Consider the following 17,839-nt stretch of genomic DNA (forward strand, 5'->3'; position numbering starts at 1 on the left):
TTATTCCTCAACACCTGAATGAGCCGGCTGACTCATATTCATATTATGACCCGCAGCTTCACCATGTTCTGTTTTGCCGTGACCTGCCATACCATGCATACCACCATGGCCCATGTCACCCATGAATTTGGCGATAGTCTCTTGGAACAGTTTTGGTTTCACGCTTGAGAAGTATTCAACGGGATTGTTTTGGCTAGGTTTAGCCAACTCATTGAATGCTTGTACGGTATCCAGGGTTTTCGGTGATGCTTTCACTTTCTGCACCCACTCTTCAAAACCTGCACGATCATCAGTCGCTGTTGCAGTGAATTTCATGCCTGAGAAGCCATGACCACTGTAACTTGCTGAGAATCCATCGTATTTACCCGCAGAGTTAGCAATCAGGTGCAATTTTGTCTGCATGCCCGCCATTGCATAAATCTGACCACCTAACTGTGGGATGAAGAAAGAGTTCATCACAGAGTCTGAGGTGATTTTGAAGTTAATTGGAACATCTTTAGGGAATACGATTTCGTTTACAGTTGCGATACCCTGTTCCGGATAGATGAACAGCCATTTCCAGTCAAGAGAAATCACTTCTATTGTCACCGGTTTTACATCACTGTCCAATGGCTTATATGGATCGAGCTCATGCGTCGTTTTCCATGTAATCGTCGCCAGAGTGATGATAATCAGGATAGGTACAGTCCAAACGACAAGCTCAATTTTATTTGAGTGTGCCCAGTTTGGACGATAAGTTGCAGATTTATTGGCTTCCCGGTAACGTAAGGCAAAAATGATTGCCATTACAATAGCCGGTATAACAACGATCAGCATCAAACCAAACGCTGTCAGTATCAGCGTTTTTTGTTCGACGCCGATCGCCCCTTTGGGATTCATCAATACCATATCACAACCACTTAGCATTAAGGTGGCTGCGAGTAATGACGATAACCCAATAGTTTTTTTGTATTTCATAAGTCTCATTGAGCGACCCCAGATAACAAAAGCTTTATTGTCGTTTCATCAGTGCGGGCATTCTACGGTAAGGTTACCGGAGTGTAAACAATTGTAATAGAAGCAGGTTGGCTTGTGGGCTTTTTATGTTAGAGGGATCACATGTGATTCTAAATTTAATAAAACGTTAATTTCAGTTGGTTATTTTAACTAAAAAATCAAAACAGACAATTAATTTAAAATAACCATCTGTTATACAAGGAAAATTTTCGGTAAAAATAAAAGAGAAAAACCAAAATTATGCTTTGCTATCGATGGGATAATTATTATTTATTGGTTTCAATGAGCAGCATCAGGCTGCTCATCGATTAAATTAATTATTAGAAATTATATTTTACACTATAAACAATACCATCCTGCAAGAAATCTTCTCCCAGTTTGTTATCTGCATAACGGTACTGAACTCCGGTGGTAAAAGAAGGATGTGGAGTCCACCATAACGCAATCGCACCATTAATGCCTTCACGTCCGCCGTTGCCGTAGCGTTCATTGCGGTTCAATTCAATTTCATTCCAGTTTGTAACACTGAATTTTTGATCCCAAAGGTTGAAATCGTACCCTGCAACCCAGCCTACGACATAACCGTTATTGCCTGAATAGAAAGTTTGGTCAACATAATGCAGTGCGACAAAAGGTTTGAACCACAGGCCAGCAATATTAGCATTATAGCCTAATCCATAAAGTGTATTGACTTCATGGAAGTTTCCACCATTTGCTTTGCCTGGTAATGAATAGGTTCCATAAACATGACCATAAAGGTTAAAACCTGTATCACCCAGATAGAAACGGCCTGTTGTCTTGAAAGTATAGCGTTGGTTATCACCCGGTTGGGCTGTTTTACTGTTAAAAGGATTCTCTAAATCAGCGAAACCATAGAGTTCGCCCCAGCTAAATCCTGCTCCACCTTCCAGTTCTAAATAAGCAAAATCATCCTTATGTGAGGTTTTTCCGGTTTTATGAGTGGTATGTTTGCTCCAGTCAAGGTAGTTCATGCTGACATTGCCGAACCCCCACTGGTATTCCGCACTGGCTGAAGCAGAAACTAAAGCTGCGGCAATTGCGGTGAGTGTCAAAATACGTCTTTTCATAAATTCCCTTTATATGGTTTTAAGGTGGTTAACGATATTTCGAATAGTTCGAAATAATATGCGTTCAAATAATAATATTTGTTAGTTCAAATATAAATAATCCCACTTTGAAAAAATGTTTTTTCAGGCCACATAATTGTAGGTTTTTACTCTTCTTGTGAAGTTTGTCACTATATAAACCAGATAAGCCAGCAATATAAACTGGTGACAGAAGGTTGAGCTTTGTCAACCTTCTGGTGTAGGCGGGTGTGAAAAGGTATTGAATGGAAAAAGTAAACTAATCGAGGCTACTTTTCTTTAAAGCCAGGTAGTCTAATATTCCACCGAAAAGAAAGCCCAGGGTTCCAATGATTACACTCCAGGATAACAGTGGGGATATCCATTCACTGATTTCATGCAGATATAGCGTGTATTCTGGCGATATAGTGTATACCTGAGAGACTAAATGAATGATGATAAACAGTACACTGCTGATAATTAACCAGGCTATAAATATCAAAGCGGCCAATATCATGATAGTGAAGGCAAATTTATAAGCGTTTTTGAATAGTGTTCGAGGCAAAAAGTCATCATTTTTCTCGGTATAAGTCAGTGTCTTACGGCAGATAAACAACAACACAAGCCCCGGCAATCCGATAATAACCGAAAATAGATAAAACATTGACCAACCATAGGCTTCTGCAAACCACCCTGCTACTGGGCCAACATAAACTCGGCCAACTGCTGATAATGCAGAAAGCAACGCGAATTGTGTTGCTGAAAATGATTTATTACATAAGGTCATTAAAAGAGCAACAAAAGCCGCTGTCCCCATACCGCCACAGATATTTTCCAGAAAAATCGCCGTCCCCATCAGGTAGATGTCTTTAGGGGTAATGGCAAGTATCCAATAACCGAAATTTGAAACAGTTTGAAGAATGCCAAAGATCATCAGAGCACGGAACAAGCTCAGCCGATGCATCAAATAACCACCGTACAATGCGCCGACAATGGTTGCAGCGAGTCCGAGGGTTTTGTTGATCATACCGACTTCGGCTGGACTGAAACCGACACCACGAATAAGGAAAGGGGTGCTGAGTGAGAGAGCAAAAGCATCTGCCAGTTTGTACAGTACAATCAATAGCAGGATAAGCCAGGCATTGTTGCGGCTGAAAAAATCAAACAATGGTTCGAATACCGCCTGATGTAATGTTTTTGGTGGTGCGGTATTGATTTCTGGTTCTTTGGCTGTAAGCGTGGCATAAACACCAATTAACATCAGGCCAGCCATAACCCAATACATATTTTGCCAGCCAATATAGGTAGCAAGTAACAAAGCCAATCCACCGGAAACCAGCATAGCTAACCGATAGCCCAATACAGAAATGGCGGCACCTGATCCTCGTTCTTCCTGTGATAATAAGTCGGTTTTATAGGCATCAAAAATAATATCTTGGGAAGCTGAGAAGAATGCAACAGCAACAGCCAATGCAGCAAGCCACCATAAATGCTGGGAAGGTTGCAGAAACCCCATTGCTGCAATACTGGCGATCAATAAAAGTTGAGTAGCGAGCATCCACCCCCGGCGGCGTCCTAAAAAGGAGGGAGTATATCGATCCATTGTGGGTGCCCAGAGAAACTTAAAAACATAGGCTTGACCAACCAAAGTGAAAAAACCGATAGTTCGGATATCGACGTTTTCGACAGTCATCCATGCTTGTAACGTTCCAGCCGTGAGCGCAAGAGGCAGACCTGAGGCAAAGCCTAGTAATAGAAGGGTTCGATAGTTGCGTAATGCAGATAGGTTTAAATAACGTTGGTTAGTCATGGGCCTCCCAAAACTTTCTGCATACTATCTAATTTTGTCAGAATTAGGCAGAAAGTTTGTTCATTATCCTGTTAGTGGACGTTTTGTTTGATAAAGGTGCTGATTGATGCATCCTGAGCCATGTCTGCGATCACATCAGATAAGACAGTATTGACTGCATCAGCAATTTTTGTATTTGTTGCTGCCAATGGTCCCTGTGCATTGTAGCTAGTACGATAATTTTTGATTTGTTTACTACCGTCTTGAGCATAAGCAATGATAGAGATTTCAGCTTTGGCTGAAATATCATGACGAAGACTGCCTTCTTTCACATTGGCGTAGAGTTGATTGACAACGACCTGCAAATTGGCATTGGCGGGAGAACCAATCATATAGCCGCGAGCCACCATTTGTTTTTCCAGAGCTTCTTGCAGTAAGAAGCGTAAATCACGGGAAGGAACCAAGGTAACTAATCGCGCATTGCGATTAATTTGAGCCAGGGCTTGAGATTGACGCTGGTCGACCCCACTAATACTGACTGTAATCGCTTTCATGGTTGGATCGGCTGGTGGTAGGGTAATTTTAGGCTGAATGGCTAATGTGTTACCTGAATCTGCACAGCCAGATAAAAAGAAAAGTGTAATCAATGGAATAACTATTTTCTTTAGCATGTAGGTTTTCTCAATTTAAGATTCGGATATTCAATATTAATACTGATAATTTAAACCATAGTTTAAACCGTCGTAATCATAGCATCGCCATGGGTAGCGGCATATCCCTGATGATTGAAACATGATTTGTAATATCGTGAGAAATACCTGACGTAAATTCTGTTAAGGAGATTTAGTTATCCTGATGTTATAAATCACGGGAAATAATCTAAAATCAATGATGCGGTTAATAAATAACCTTTGGTGATTTAGGAGAATGGGATGGTTCGTCAAGAAATAGAAACAAAGTTACAGGCGGCATTTAAGCCTTCTCATCTGGAAGTGACCGATGAAAGTTATCGTCACAATGTGCCAGCGGGTTCTGAAAGCCATTTTAAAATTGTTATCATAAGTAATGAATTTGTTGAACAAAGAATAATCAGTCGTCACCGCTCAGTATATAGCGTCTTGGCTAAAGAATTAGAGGAAGGTGTACATGCTTTGGCACTACATACTTATACGGAGAAGGAATGGGCAGAACTAGCAGATACTGTTCTGGCCTCACCGGCATGTCGCGGTGGAAGTACAATGACATCAACCTTGTGATTTTTCGAGTTAATCTCATAGCTTGTTTGTCTCTATTTTATTAATCTGGATTTAATTTTAGCTAGCAGCCTCCGGGCTGTATTTTTGTTTATATGCATATTGCATAAACAGTATCATTATAAACAATATTATGACGTAGTCATTGAGCAACGTTTATCACATAAGTCAACGAATCATGCATGCTTTTGTCTGCAATTCTCGACTCATACTGTCTGCGCCGCTATAATGCTGCGTCTAAATTTTTAGAATGGTTTCGGGACGCTTCTGATCACAGGGATTCTCGGTTTTTAAATGCGACCGCCCCGGTTCTTAAAGAGTACTGCAATCAGCTTGTTTTAAGCCTTGCAGCCATTCTGAAGTTGACCGAGCACTATGATTTTTTTGAGGTAACAAGATGCAAGTTTCTGTTGAAACCACTCAAGGCCTTGGGCGTCGTGTGTCAATCACCGTTCCTGCTGCCGATATCGAAAAAGCAGTTGACAGTGAACTGGTTAATGTAGCAAAGAAAGTCCGTATCGACGGCTTTCGTAAGGGCAAAGTGCCAATGAAGATCGTTAAGCAGCGTTATGGCGCTTCTGTTCTTCAGGATGTTCTGGGTGATCTGATGCAGCGCAATTTCATCAATGCGATCATTGAGCAGAAAATCAATCCAGCAGGTGCACCAAGCTACAAACCTGAACAGTTTAAAGAAGGTGAAGACTTCACTTACGCAGTTGAATTTGAAGTTTATCCAGAAATTGAACTGAAAGGTCTGGAAGAAATCGAAGTTGAAAAACCTGTTGTTGAAGTAAAAGATGCTGATGTTGACAACATGCTGGATACACTGCGTAAACAGCAGGCTGATTGGAAAGAAACCGATGAAGCAGCGGCTGCGGAAGATCGTGTAACTGTTGATTTCACTGGCTCCATTGATGGTGAAGAATTCGAAGGCGGTAAATCAACTGATTTCGTTCTGGCAATGGGTCAGGGCCGTATGATCCCAGGTTTTGAAGAGGGTATCGTTGGTCGCAAAGCAGGCGAAGAATTTACTATCGATGTGACTTTCCCAGAAGATTACCATGCAGAAAACCTGAAAGGTAAAGCGGCGAAATTCGTGATCAACTTGAAAAAAGTTGAACAGCGTGAACTGCCAGAGCTGACTGAAGAGTTCATCAAGCGTTTTGGTATTGCTGATAGTACTGTTGACGGTTTGCGTGCCGAAGTTCGCAAGAACATGGAACGTGAACTGAAAAATGCTGTTCGCAACAACATCAAAACTCAGATTCTGGACGGTCTGGTTAAGGCTAACGAAATTGAAGTTCCTGCCGCTGTTGTTGATGGTGAAATTGATGTACTGCGTCGTCAGGCTGCTCAGCGTTTTGGCGGTAGCGAAACACAAGCTCTGGAACTGCCACGTGAACTGTTTGAAGAGCAGGCTAAACGCCGTGTTGTTGTTGGCTTGCTGTTAGGCGAAGTTATCAGCAGCAATGAGCTGAAAGTCGAAGAAGATCGCGTTACTGCGTTGATCAAAGAGATGGCTGCAGCTTATGAAGATCCAAAAGAAGTTGTTGAGTACTACAGCAAAAATAAAGAAATGATGAACAACATTCGCAATATTGCTCTGGAAGAGCAGGCTGTTGAACTTGTTCTGAGCAAAGCGAAAGTTTCTGAAAAAGAAACTGGTTTCAATGAACTTATGAATCAAAATCAATTGGCATAAGTTTCATTTATTGATTGCCTGAGATGATGAAACCTCACTCTCAATGAAGTGAACCGAAGTAAACCCGCAGGCTATGCTTGCGGGTTTTTTTATTGTTCTTGAAAAAAACAGATTTAACCTCATATCCTTTCTTACTATTATGTAAGAGCTTACTACTTTTTAGAGGGGAAAAAGCCCCTTGTTAGCTAACTTTGGATCATGGTCATCATCGCTTATCTCAAGTAGAATCAGTTATGAATGGCACCAGCGTGAGTTCTATTAGGAGACGGAAATGTCATACAGTGGCAAGCAAGATCAATATGCACCTAACATGTCTTTGGTGCCGATGGTGGTTGAACAAACAGCACGTGGCGAGCGAGCATTTGATATCTTCTCTCGCTTATTAAAGGATCGTATTATTTTTCTGACTGGGCCTGTTGAAGATCATATGGCGAACTTGATCGTTGCCCAAATGCTATTCTTGGAAGCAGAAAACCCAGAAAAAGATATTCATTTATATATCAACTCACCTGGTGGGGTTATTACGGCAGGCATGTCTATTTATGACACGATGCAGTTTATCAAACCAGATGTGAGCACTATTTGTATGGGGCAGGCCTGTTCAATGGGAGCATTCCTGCTGACCGCTGGAGCAGAAGGGAAGCGTTTCTGTCTGCCAAATTCCAGAGTTATGATTCACCAGCCATTAGGTGGTTTCCAGGGACAGGCGACTGATATTGAGATCCATGCGCAGGAAATCCTCAAGGTTAAAGCGCGTATGAACGAATTGATGGCGAAACATACCGGACAGCCACTTGAGAAGATCGTTAAGGATACAGAACGCGATCGTTTCTTGTCAGCCGAAGAGTCCGTAGAATACGGATTGGTTGATAGTATATTCACCCAGCGCAGCTAATTATTAATAATTACTTTATTACTCCGATGCTAGCTTTTTCTCTAAGCGTTTCTTGATGTTGACGCTAATCTAGGCGGAGTAATAGCGTTTTTTCTGTTATGCCGGACAAACTGGGATAACAGTTCATAAAGTGAGGTTGACTAATGACAGATAAGCGCAAAGACGGTTCAGGAAAGCTGCTGTATTGCTCTTTCTGCGGGAAAAGCCAACATGAAGTACGGAAATTAATAGCCGGTCCGTCAGTGTATATCTGCGATGAATGTGTCGATTTATGTAACGATATCATTCGCGAAGAAATTAAAGAGCTGGTACCACATCGTGAGCGTAGCGCATTGCCTACCCCTCATGAAATTCGCCAACATCTGGACGATTATGTTATCGGTCAGGAAACAGCGAAGAAAGTGTTAGCAGTTGCGGTCTATAACCATTACAAGAGATTGCGTAATGGTGACTCCACTAACGGTGTGGAGCTCGGCAAAAGTAATATTCTGTTGATTGGCCCGACAGGTAGCGGTAAGACGTTGTTGGCAGAGACATTAGCTCGCTATTTAGATGTTCCGTTTACTATGGCTGACGCCACGACATTAACCGAAGCGGGTTATGTCGGGGAAGATGTAGAAAATATTATCCAAAAACTTCTGCAAAAATGTGACTACGATGTGCAGAAAGCACAACGTGGTATCGTGTATATTGATGAAATTGATAAAATTTCCCGTAAGTCTGATAACCCATCAATTACTCGCGATGTATCAGGAGAAGGGGTTCAGCAGGCACTGTTGAAACTGATTGAAGGTACTGTAGCAGCGGTTCCTCCTCAAGGTGGTCGTAAGCATCCACAGCAGGAATTCTTGCAAGTTGATACTTCCAAAATTCTGTTTATCTGCGGCGGTGCATTTGCCGGTTTGGATAAAGTTGTCAGCCAGCGTTTGAATATCAGTTCAGGTATCGGTTTTAGTGCTACAGTTAGGGGGGAATCAGAGAAAGCCACAGAAGGTGAGTTGCTGTCTGAGGTTGAACCGGAAGATTTGATTAAATTTGGATTAATTCCCGAATTCATTGGTCGTCTGCCAGTCGTGGCAACGCTGACCGAACTTAATGAAGAAGCACTGATCCAGATCCTACAGGAACCGAAAAATGCGCTGACTAAACAGTATCAGGCCCTGTTTAACCTTGAGGGTGTCGAACTGGAGTTCAGAAAAGAAGCATTGACTGCCATAGCGAAAAAAGCAATGGCACGTAAAACGGGTGCTCGTGGTCTTCGTTCAATTGTTGAGGACGTTTTACTGGATACAATGTACGATCTGCCATCAATGGAACACATAGAGAAAGTTGTCGTTGATGAAACGGTTGTTGAAGATAATTCCGCACCATTATTGATATATAGCAAGCCGGATGCCCAAGTTTCTGGTGAGTGAAGAAATGGAGTAGGAAGCACCGATTATCAATATGCATTGAAAAAACAAATGAGGGATTCTCCCTCATTTTGTTTTTTGCCGGTATAGGCTATTGAATGTCAGATTCCTGTCCCCATATATTTTATATTCTTTGAAGTGAAACTCGTGAAAACCGTGTTTCACGAGATTCCTAAAACTGGCGAAAGCTAAACGAAGAGAGAGCTCTATGAATCCTGAGCGTTCTGAACGCATAGAAATCCCTGTATTGCCTTTGCGCGATGTAGTGGTTTACCCACATATGGTGATCCCTCTGTTTGTTGGGCGTGAGAAGTCGATTCATTGCCTGGAAGCAGCAATGGAACATGACAAGCAAGTCATGTTGGTCGCGCAAAAAGAAGCATCCACTGATGAGCCGGGAGTTAATGATCTTTTCTCCGTAGGTACGGTGGCTTCTATTTTACAGATGTTAAAGTTGCCAGATGGTACAGTAAAAGTTCTGGTTGAAGGCTTGCAGCGTGCTCGCATTACCACGTTGACGGATAATGGCGAATATTTCTATGCACAAGTTGAATATTCTGAATCTCCTGACGTTGATGAACGTGAGCAAGAAGTTCTGGTAAGAACGGTCATTAACCAGTTTGAAGGTTACGTCAAACTGAATAAAAAGATCCCGCCAGAAGTATTGACATCGTTGCACAGTATTGAAGATGCGGCAAAATTAGCAGATACCATCGCTGCACATATGCCTTTGAAAATAAACGATAAACAGACAGTTTTAGAAATGTCTAATGTTGTTGAACGCATTGAATATCTGATAGCAATGATGGAATCAGAAATCGATCTGTTACAGGTAGAAAAACGTATCCGTAATCGCGTTAAAAAACAGATGGAAAAAAGCCAGCGCGAATACTACCTGAATGAGCAAATGAAAGCGATCCAGAAAGAATTGGGTGAGATGGATGATGCACCTGATGAATATGAGACGCTGAAACGTAAGATCGAAGAAGCGAAAATGCCGAAAGAGGCTCGCGAGAAAGCCGAAGCTGAATTGCAGAAATTAAAAATGATGTCTCCGATGTCGGCGGAAGCAACGGTTGTTCGTAGTTACATTGACTGGATGGTGCAAGTTCCTTGGGTTTCACGCAGCAAGGTAAAAAAAGATTTAATAAAAGCTCAGGAAGTACTGGATACAGACCATTATGGTTTGGAGCGTGTCAAAGAGCGTATTCTTGAATATCTTGCGGTACAGAGCCGCGTTAGCAAGCTTAAGGGACCAATACTTTGTCTGGTAGGGCCTCCTGGGGTGGGAAAAACCTCATTGGGCCGTTCTATCGCACGCGCAACTGGGCGTAAATATGTGCGTATGGCATTGGGTGGTGTACGCGATGAAGCGGAGATCCGTGGACATCGTCGTACTTATATTGGCTCAATGCCGGGCAAATTAATCCAGAAAATGTCCAAGGTAGGGGTTAAAAATCCACTGTTCTTGCTGGATGAGATCGACAAAATGTCATCCGACATGCGTGGCGACCCAGCTTCAGCATTGTTAGAAGTGCTTGATCCTGAACAAAACGTAGCATTTAACGATCATTACCTTGAAGTTGATTACGATCTCTCCGATGTTATGTTCGTGGCAACATCTAACTCCATGAATATTCCTGCTCCATTGCTGGATCGTATGGAGGTCATTCGTCTATCGGGTTATACCGAAGATGAAAAATTGAATATTGCCAAACGTCATCTGCTGCCAAAACAGATCGAGCGTAACGCGCTGAAAAAAGGCGAGTTGACTATCGATGATGGGGCAATTATTGGCATTATCCGTTACTACACTCGTGAGGCTGGCGTTCGTAGTTTGGAACGTGAAATCTCTAAATTGTGTCGTAAAGCGGTTAAAGCATTACTGATGGATAAGAAACTTAAGCACATTGAAATTAATGCGGATAATTTGAAAGATTATCTGGGTGTGCAGAAAGTGGATTATGGCCGTGCGGATACAGAAAATCGAGTGGGTCAGGTAACTGGCCTGGCATGGACAGAAGTTGGTGGTGATTTACTGACGATTGAAACAGCCAGTGTACCAGGTAAAGGTAAATTGACTTATACCGGTTCATTGGGTGAAGTGATGCAGGAATCCATCCAGGCGGCATTGACAGTCGTTCGTGCTCGTGCTGATAAATTGGGTATCAGCTCTGATTTCCATGAAAAACGTGATATTCATGTTCATGTTCCGGAAGGCGCAACACCAAAAGATGGCCCGAGTGCGGGGATTGCAATGTGCACAGCGTTGGTCTCTTGCCTGACGGGTAATCCAGTTCGTGCTGACGTAGCCATGACAGGGGAAATTACGCTGCGTGGTTTAGTACTGCCAATCGGTGGCCTGAAAGAGAAACTGCTGGCAGCGCATCGTGGGGGAATTAAAACGGTTTTGATCCCAGATGACAATAAACGAGATCTGGAAGAGATCCCACAGAATGTGATCCAAGATCTGGAGATCCATCCCGTTAAGCGTATAGAAGATGTTTTATCTATCGCTTTGCAGGAACCCGCATTTGGCGCAGAAGTAGTATCACTAAAATAGTACAAAAATAGTGAGCTAACTCAAGAACTGTGTATAAAATTCAGGTTGGTGAGCACATTCAGGCTTGCCAGCCTTTTTTTGTGTCATTAAGTTAGATTAGTCTAATTATCTGATTAAAAATTTTGCTGTTCCATGATTTCTTGCTAATACTGGAAAAGGATTGATATAACGGCATAACTGTCGTGTTATCTGTTGGTAAATCGGTTTCCGTTACGATAGTAATACTAAAATGGGGATGTTAAGAGTGAATAAGTCACAACTGATCGACAAAATTGCTGCTGATGCTAACCTTTCTAAAGCAGCCGCCGGACGTGTAGTAGATGCATTCATTTCTTCCGTATCTGGTGCATTGAAAAATGGTGATGATGTCGCTTTAGTGGGGTTTGGTACGTTTACTGTACGTGAGCGTGCTTCGCGTACAGGACGCAACCCTCAGACAGGCAAGGAAATCAAGATCGCAGCAGCAAAAGTACCTGCTTTCCGAGCTGGAAAGGGGTTAAAAGACGCTGTTAATGGCTAATGAGCAGGAAACAGACCCTGGTTTTTGTTATTGCAATAAACTTCAACTGACTAGGGCGTGTTGATAGGCTAGAATATAAGCGCATCAATTGATTGGTGCGCTTTTTTTCTCTTAGCGTTTGAATTGTCGTAATATGACAGTTTCTTTTTCACTAAAGCGGAGTTTTACGTCTTTATGATGGACAACCTACGCACGGCGGCGAACGGTCCTGTGCTCAAAATTGTGTTGGCTCTAATTATCCTGACTTTCTTGGTGACGGGGGTAACCGGTTACTTATCAAGCGAAAGTGGTAGTTATGCTGCCAAAGTGAATGGCCAAACCATTAGCCGCGCTCAGCTAGAGCAGGCATTTTTACAAGAAAAAAATGCTCAGCAGGAAAAGCTGGGAGATGAATTCTCAACGTTGTTAAGCGATGAGCAGATGCTACAGCAGCTTCGACGCCAATCACTGGAGAGACTTATCAATGCGACTTTGATTGAACAATATGCCCGTAAGTTGGGTTTATCGGCAAGCGATAATCAGGTTGCACAGGAGATACGTAATCTACCGTTTCTCCAGACTGACGGCCAATTTGATAACAACAAATATCAGGAATACTTAGACTGGCTTGCCCATTCAAACATCAGCCCTGATAGTTTTGCGGAACAGGTTCGTCAGGAACTGATTAATCGTCAATTAAAGCAAGTTGTTATGGGGGCGGAAATTGCATTACCACCAGAGATAAAACGGGAAGCGGCATTGCTTCTGCAAGAAAGGACAGTGCGTTTTGCGACTCTTGAATTGACGTCAATTGAAGAAAAGCAAACCGTTACCGATGAAGAGCTGAAAAAATACTATGACGCAAATAGCAATCATTTCACTGTGCCAGAAAAAGTGAAAGTCAGTTATATCAAAATGGATGCAGATAATGAATTGAAAGATGTCACTGTATCTGATGTTGATATTGAAAAATATTATAAAAATAACCTGATAAAATATACTAAGCCTGAACAGAAGAAGTATAGCTTTATTCAACTGGATTCAGACTCTGCCGCTAAATCGGTTTTGGATGAGTTAAAGAAAGGGGCTGATTTTAGTCAATTAGCGTCAGAAAAATCAACTGACAAATTTTCTGCTCAAAAGGGGGGGGATTTGGGCTGGATGGAAGAAAGTTCTCTGCCTAATGAGCTCAAATCAGTGAATTTGACACAGAAAGGGCAACTTTCCGACATAGTCAAATTATCTAATGGATATGCCATTTTCCGTTTAGATGATATTAAACCTCAGGAAGTCAAACCGTTGGCGGATGTGCATTCGGAAATAGAAAAAATTGTTAAGCAGGAAAAAGCGGTTGATGCTTTCTATGCATTACAGCGGAAAGTGAGTGATGCCGCAGCTAATGATAATGAGTCTTTGGCAGCAGCAGAAAAAACGGCGGGTTATCAAGCCGTGACCACGGACTGGTTTGATCGCGATCATGTTCCGACTGATATTAATTTCAACCAGGTCGTTCAGGCTATTTTCTCTGGCAATTTGATTGATGATAAAGGCGCGACAGGAATTAATTCTGATGTCATTTCGGTTGAAGGCGATAGAGCTTTTATTCTGCGTGTTGACGATGTTAAGCCCGAGACAGTTCAGTCATTTGAACAGGCTAAACCTGAAGTTACTGAATTGGTGAAACGCCAGAAAGCAGAAAAACAACTTCAGATTGAAAGTGAAAAACTACTGGCTGCCCTGAAAGAAGGTAAAGGTGAGCAAGCATTGAAAACCGCGGGGATCCAGTTCGAGCAACCTACCGTGATAAAACATCTGCCACAAACTAATCAGGCTACCGATGTGGCATTCACTTTACCTCATCCTAAAGAGGGTAAGCCTGTATATGGATTAGCTCAAGATGAATTGGGTAACGCTGTGCTTATCCAATTGGATAAAGTTGTTCCCGGATCTGTTACAGATGATCTGCTCAAACAATATATGGCCGGTTATCAGTATCAGACTGGTAATATCATGCTGGAATCACTAATCATGAATTTACGTGATGATGCGGATATTAAATTCGGCCAACTTGAATAAAATTGCGAAGTTACTCGCATCTGTTTTTGTAAAATAGTAATTGAAGAAGGCCACTTTCGTGGCCTTTCGCATATCTAAACCTTGCCTGTTGCCCAGAAATATTATTGTGGCAATCTTTCTTTCACCAACAAAACATGCACCCATAAAACATGGAGAGATTGACATGAAATATTTAAGGATATTATTTAATTCACTTATGATGGCATTATGTATCAGCATGCCATTAACTCACGCAGCTACCGTTAATGAATCTACGGATAAAATGGTGAAACAACCTGTTAAAACCACCGTTGAAGACAGTAAGGTGAAAGAAGGGGAAGAGCAAGTTTCAGGTCAGCAATTACAGGGAAAAGATGTTGTTAATATTAATACTGCAAATGCTGAAGAATTAGCGAAACAGCTCAATGGAGTTGGCGCTAAAAAAGCACAGGCGATTATTGAATATCGTGAAAAATATGGTCCTTTTACAGCAATAGAACAATTACAGGAAGTACAAGGAATTGGTCCGATTTTTATAGAGAAAAATCGAGATAAATTGACTCACTAAGTGTTATGCCCTCTTGTGCATTGTCAGTCATTGAATCAAGAGGGCTGTGATATCGATCAAGAATAATTGATTAAACACTATTGTAATTAAATTGTTTTGCTATTGTTATGTTTTGTCTGGTCGGATGAGTGTGAGGAAAAAATAGCAATGAGCACAATTATCAAAGTCAGGGGCTACCATATTGATCTTTTTCAGCATGTGAACAATGCTCGTTATTTGGAATTTATGGAAGCCGCTCGCTGGGATTTACTTACTGAAGATGACACGCTGGAATGGTTAAATCGCAAGAATATTGGTTTTGTTGTGGTGAATATCAATATTAATTATCGCCATTCAGCTGTGATTACAGATGAGCTGGAGGTGAAATCTTCGATGCAAGAGTTACGTAACAAAAGCGGTACATTTTTTCAGGAAATTATACGCAGAGGTGATAATAAAATTATTGCAGATGCTTTAACTACATTTGCTTGTATTGATTTGAAAACTCAAAAAGCGTTAGTTTTAGAAGGTGAATTACGAGAAAAGATGGAAGCATATAAAAACAATGCCGAATAACGATAAAATAAAAATGTGGAATGAGAGGTTCTACGAACCTCTCACAGATTACGTTAATGAGATCGTTTTGATTAACTGAGATAGGTTTTGGATTTCATATCTAACATCGTGGCTTGGGCATTGTTTAAATAATGCTTTAATCCCTGAGCCCTGAGATGGCAGGCAGCACATTCACCGCATCCATCACCCTGAATACCGTTATAACACGTAAGGGTTTTATTGCGAACAAAATCCAATTTTTGATAATAATCTGCTAATGCCCAAGTTTCCGCTTTGTTTAACCACATTAGAGGGGTTTCGAAACGAATGTTACGAGCGATACCAAGGCTGACTGCTTTATTGAGTGCTTTGACAAATTCATCACGGCAATCTGGATAGCCCGAAAAATCTGTTTCACAAACGCCAGTAATAACGGCTTCAGCTTCAACCTGATAAGCATAAATTGCCGCCAGAGTTAAAAATAATATATTACGGCCAGGCACAAAAGTACTTGGGAGGTCACTTTTTTCACTTTCACTGAAATCCGGTACGGGAATATTGTCTCTTGTCAGGCTACTGATTGCGAGCTCGTTCAATAAAGTAACATCAAGTACTTTGTGAGCAGCAGCGCCCAATTCTTTGCTTATACGACAAGCTACATCAATTTCGGCATGATGGCGCTGTCCATAATCAAAGGTGACACAGTGAACTTCGTCATATTGGTGGAGTGCCTGAATTAAACAAGTGCTGGAGTCCTGTCCACCACTGAATACAACAACGGCTCGTTTCATGATACCTACCTCTGTAAATTGAAGGAGATATGTTACTTATAACCGTCTAACTTGGGTAGTTGTGTTAGATACGGTGTGATATCACCGATATTATTTCGAACCCACTCTGGGTTGTAATAAGTATCAAGGTAGCGCTCTCCACTATCACAGAGCAATGTCACAATTGCCCCTTGTTGGTTGTTATCGTGCATTTGCTTGGCGAGTTGTAAAGCTCCCCAGACGTTAGTTCCTGTTGATGCGCCGGTTTTTCTGCCAATTATTTTTTCCAGCCAATAAATGGTAGCAATTGTGGCAGGATCGGGAACCTGGATCAGGTTATCGATAACCGTAGGAATAAAAGAAGGTTCTGCGCGTGGGCGGCCAATTCCTTCTATTTTACTGCCAGCACTTCCGCAAATATCACGGCGATTTTGATGGTAGCAATCGTAGAAGACGGAGTTCTCTGGATCGACAACAATGAGTTTAGTGTTATATCCCTGATAGCGGATATAACGGCCAAATGTCGCAGATGTGCCACCCGTTCCTGCACTCATAACGATGTAAGTTGGTTCAGGAAAAGGTTCTAGTTGCATCTGGCGGAAAATACTTTCTGCAATATTATTGTTTCCTCGCCAGTCAGTTGCTCGTTCGGCATAGGTAAACTGATCCATGTAATGGCCATTAAGCTCTTTTGCCAGACGCTCTGATTCTTGATAAATCAAGGCGGAATGCTCTACAAAATGGCATTTACCGCCATAGAACTCAATCTCTTGAATTTTGCGCTTGGCAGTACAAGAAGGCATAACTGCAATAAATGGTAAACCAAGTAAGCGGGCAAAATAAGCTTCCGAAACAGCAGTACTTCCAGATGAAGCTTCAATAATAGGCGTTTCTTCCTGGATCCAACCATTAGTAAGTGCATAAAGGAACAAGGAACGTGCAAGTCGATGTTTGAGGCTACCAGTAGGATGAGTGCTCTCATCTTTGAGATAGAGGTGAATACCCGGAAATATTGGAAGGTTAAGACGAATGAGATGTGTATCAGCGCTGCGTTGATAATCAGCTTGGATAGCTTTTATGGCATTTGTAGCCCATAAAGACGACATAAATTGACCCTAAATAATAATACCTTAGTGGTATATAGATTACCCTTACATTCGGAGAAATAGATTGTTATTTTTCTGAGAATATCCGTTATATTTGGGAAATATTTCTATAGGATTTAGATATGTTAGATAAAATAGACCGTAAGCTACTGAAACTGCTCCAACAGGATTGTAGTCTATCCTTGAACGCACTGGCTGAAGCCGTTAACTTGACTTCGACACCTTGCTGGAAACGCCTTAAACGACTTGAAGACGAAGGTTATGTTGTTGGAAGAGTTGCCTTGTTAAATGGGGAAAAACTCGGTCTGGGTTTGACAGTGATAGTGATGATTAAAACCCAGCAACATAGCAGTGAATGGTATGAACAGTTTGTCACCTTTATAAAAGAGATGCCGGAAGTCTTAACATTTTATCGCATGGCTGGTGAATATGATTACCTGATGCATATAGAAGTTGTTGATATGAAGAGTTATGATCATTTCTACAAACGTATGGTAAATGGGGTTTCTGGTTTGATTGATGTTACCTCTAACTTTGCCATGGAAAAGATTAAATATACAACGGCGCTGCCAATACCAGATTCAGTAACATCATAAAGATTTCTTTGGTCGG

The 17,839-nt window shown here is 41.6% G+C and carries 16 protein-coding genes; 10 read left to right on the forward strand and 6 right to left on the reverse strand.

All coding sequences use genetic code 11. The features are described 5' to 3' along the window. From cyoA to ACE1SE_RS03530, 4 genes are all read right to left on the reverse strand, one after another. Positions 1–966: a cytochrome o ubiquinol oxidase subunit II gene (gene cyoA, locus ACE1SE_RS03515; protein ID WP_374052669.1), complete on the reverse strand. Its 966-nt coding sequence runs from the start codon at positions 964–966 to the stop codon at positions 1–3. Positions 967–1,316: 350 nt separating this feature from the next. Then, positions 1,317–2,084, reverse strand: a complete 768-nt coding sequence (locus tag ACE1SE_RS03520) for a nucleoside-specific channel-forming Tsx family protein (RefSeq protein WP_374052670.1) — start codon at positions 2,082–2,084, stop codon at positions 1,317–1,319. 277 nt (positions 2,085–2,361) lie between these two features. Then, the gene (gene ampG / locus ACE1SE_RS03525) at positions 2,362–3,891 is read right to left on the reverse strand and encodes a muropeptide MFS transporter AmpG (protein WP_374052671.1); all 1,530 of its coding nucleotides are present in this window, start codon (positions 3,889–3,891) and stop codon (positions 2,362–2,364) included. 71 nt (positions 3,892–3,962) lie between these two features. Next, positions 3,963–4,541 carry a lipoprotein gene (locus tag ACE1SE_RS03530; protein WP_374052672.1) on the reverse strand — a complete coding sequence of 193 codons (579 nt, stop codon included), beginning with the start codon at positions 4,539–4,541 and terminating at the stop codon, positions 3,963–3,965. Between the two features lie 261 nt (positions 4,542–4,802). Between ACE1SE_RS03530 and bolA the strand changes: the two genes are divergently transcribed. The 9 genes from bolA (at position 4,803) to ACE1SE_RS03575 (ending at position 15,372) form a co-directional block, all read left to right on the forward strand. After that, a complete protein-coding gene (bolA, locus tag ACE1SE_RS03535) occupies positions 4,803–5,126 on the forward strand; it encodes a transcriptional regulator BolA (protein ID WP_374052673.1) in 324 nt (107 codons plus the stop codon). A gap of 394 nt (positions 5,127–5,520) precedes the next feature. After that, positions 5,521–6,825 (forward strand): trigger factor, encoded by a 1,305-nt coding sequence (gene tig, locus ACE1SE_RS03540; protein ID WP_374052674.1) that lies wholly within the window; start codon positions 5,521–5,523, stop codon positions 6,823–6,825. Positions 6,826–7,096: 271 nt separating this feature from the next. Continuing rightward, complete coding sequence (gene clpP / locus ACE1SE_RS03545) at positions 7,097–7,720, forward strand: ATP-dependent Clp endopeptidase proteolytic subunit ClpP (protein ID WP_189759806.1); 624 nt, start codon at positions 7,097–7,099, stop codon at positions 7,718–7,720. 143 nt (positions 7,721–7,863) lie between these two features. Beyond that, positions 7,864–9,135, forward strand: a complete 1,272-nt coding sequence (clpX, locus tag ACE1SE_RS03550) for an ATP-dependent protease ATP-binding subunit ClpX (protein ID WP_374052675.1) — start codon at positions 7,864–7,866, stop codon at positions 9,133–9,135. A gap of 205 nt (positions 9,136–9,340) precedes the next feature. Next, positions 9,341–11,695, forward strand: coding sequence for an endopeptidase La (gene lon / locus ACE1SE_RS03555; RefSeq protein ID WP_374052676.1), 2,355 nt, complete (start codon positions 9,341–9,343; stop codon positions 11,693–11,695). A 244-nt stretch (positions 11,696–11,939) separates the two neighbouring features. After that, the gene (hupB, locus tag ACE1SE_RS03560; RefSeq protein WP_374052677.1) at positions 11,940–12,215 is read left to right on the forward strand and encodes a nucleoid-associated protein HU-beta; all 276 of its coding nucleotides are present in this window, start codon (positions 11,940–11,942) and stop codon (positions 12,213–12,215) included. Between the two features lie 174 nt (positions 12,216–12,389). Beyond that, positions 12,390–14,270: a peptidylprolyl isomerase gene (gene ppiD / locus ACE1SE_RS03565; protein WP_374052678.1), complete on the forward strand. Its 1,881-nt coding sequence runs from the start codon at positions 12,390–12,392 to the stop codon at positions 14,268–14,270. A gap of 163 nt (positions 14,271–14,433) precedes the next feature. Next, entirely contained in the window at positions 14,434–14,817 is a 384-nt protein-coding gene (locus tag ACE1SE_RS03570; RefSeq protein WP_374052679.1) for a ComEA family DNA-binding protein, read from the forward strand. Between the two features lie 147 nt (positions 14,818–14,964). After that, complete coding sequence (locus ACE1SE_RS03575) at positions 14,965–15,372, forward strand: acyl-CoA thioesterase (protein WP_374052680.1); 408 nt, start codon at positions 14,965–14,967, stop codon at positions 15,370–15,372. A gap of 71 nt (positions 15,373–15,443) precedes the next feature. On the opposite strand, the gene queC is transcribed toward ACE1SE_RS03575, so the two are convergent. Both queC and ACE1SE_RS03585 read right to left on the reverse strand, forming a co-directional pair. Then, the gene (queC, locus tag ACE1SE_RS03580) at positions 15,444–16,142 is read right to left on the reverse strand and encodes a 7-cyano-7-deazaguanine synthase QueC (protein ID WP_374052681.1); all 699 of its coding nucleotides are present in this window, start codon (positions 16,140–16,142) and stop codon (positions 15,444–15,446) included. 32 nt (positions 16,143–16,174) lie between these two features. Then, entirely contained in the window at positions 16,175–17,227 is a 1,053-nt protein-coding gene (locus tag ACE1SE_RS03585; protein ID WP_374052682.1) for a PLP-dependent cysteine synthase family protein, read from the reverse strand. 122 nt (positions 17,228–17,349) lie between these two features. Here ACE1SE_RS03585 and ACE1SE_RS03590 point away from each other — a divergent pair, with 122 nt between their 5' ends. Next, positions 17,350–17,823, forward strand: coding sequence for an Lrp/AsnC family transcriptional regulator (locus ACE1SE_RS03590; protein ID WP_374052683.1), 474 nt, complete (start codon positions 17,350–17,352; stop codon positions 17,821–17,823). Positions 17,824–17,839: the final 16 nt, after the last annotated feature.

The organism is Xenorhabdus taiwanensis (genome assembly GCF_036512875.1).
Taxonomy (GTDB): domain Bacteria; phylum Pseudomonadota; class Gammaproteobacteria; order Enterobacterales; family Enterobacteriaceae; genus Xenorhabdus; species Xenorhabdus taiwanensis.

Bases quoted from the DNA above. Each gene is read 5' to 3' on its own strand.
- cyoA (WP_374052669.1), bottom strand. From the start codon at position 966: ATGAGACTTATGAAATACAAAAAAACTATTGGGTTATCGTCATTACTC.
- ACE1SE_RS03520 (WP_374052670.1), bottom strand. From the start codon at position 2,084: ATGAAAAGACGTATTTTGACACTCACCGCAATTGCCGCAGCTTTAGTT.
- ampG (WP_374052671.1), bottom strand. From the start codon at position 3,891: ATGACTAACCAACGTTATTTAAACCTATCTGCATTACGCAACTATCGA.
- ACE1SE_RS03530 (WP_374052672.1), bottom strand. From the start codon at position 4,541: ATGCTAAAGAAAATAGTTATTCCATTGATTACACTTTTCTTTTTATCT.
- bolA (WP_374052673.1), top strand. From the start codon at position 4,803: ATGGTTCGTCAAGAAATAGAAACAAAGTTACAGGCGGCATTTAAGCCT.
- tig (WP_374052674.1), top strand. From the start codon at position 5,521: ATGCAAGTTTCTGTTGAAACCACTCAAGGCCTTGGGCGTCGTGTGTCA.
- clpP (WP_189759806.1), top strand. From the start codon at position 7,097: ATGTCATACAGTGGCAAGCAAGATCAATATGCACCTAACATGTCTTTG.
- clpX (WP_374052675.1), top strand. From the start codon at position 7,864: ATGACAGATAAGCGCAAAGACGGTTCAGGAAAGCTGCTGTATTGCTCT.
- lon (WP_374052676.1), top strand. From the start codon at position 9,341: ATGAATCCTGAGCGTTCTGAACGCATAGAAATCCCTGTATTGCCTTTG.
- ppiD (WP_374052678.1), top strand. From the start codon at position 12,390: ATGATGGACAACCTACGCACGGCGGCGAACGGTCCTGTGCTCAAAATT.
- ACE1SE_RS03570 (WP_374052679.1), top strand. From the start codon at position 14,434: ATGAAATATTTAAGGATATTATTTAATTCACTTATGATGGCATTATGT.
- ACE1SE_RS03575 (WP_374052680.1), top strand. From the start codon at position 14,965: ATGAGCACAATTATCAAAGTCAGGGGCTACCATATTGATCTTTTTCAG.
- queC (WP_374052681.1), bottom strand. From the start codon at position 16,142: ATGAAACGAGCCGTTGTTGTATTCAGTGGTGGACAGGACTCCAGCACT.
- ACE1SE_RS03585 (WP_374052682.1), bottom strand. From the start codon at position 17,227: ATGTCGTCTTTATGGGCTACAAATGCCATAAAAGCTATCCAAGCTGAT.
- ACE1SE_RS03590 (WP_374052683.1), top strand. From the start codon at position 17,350: ATGTTAGATAAAATAGACCGTAAGCTACTGAAACTGCTCCAACAGGAT.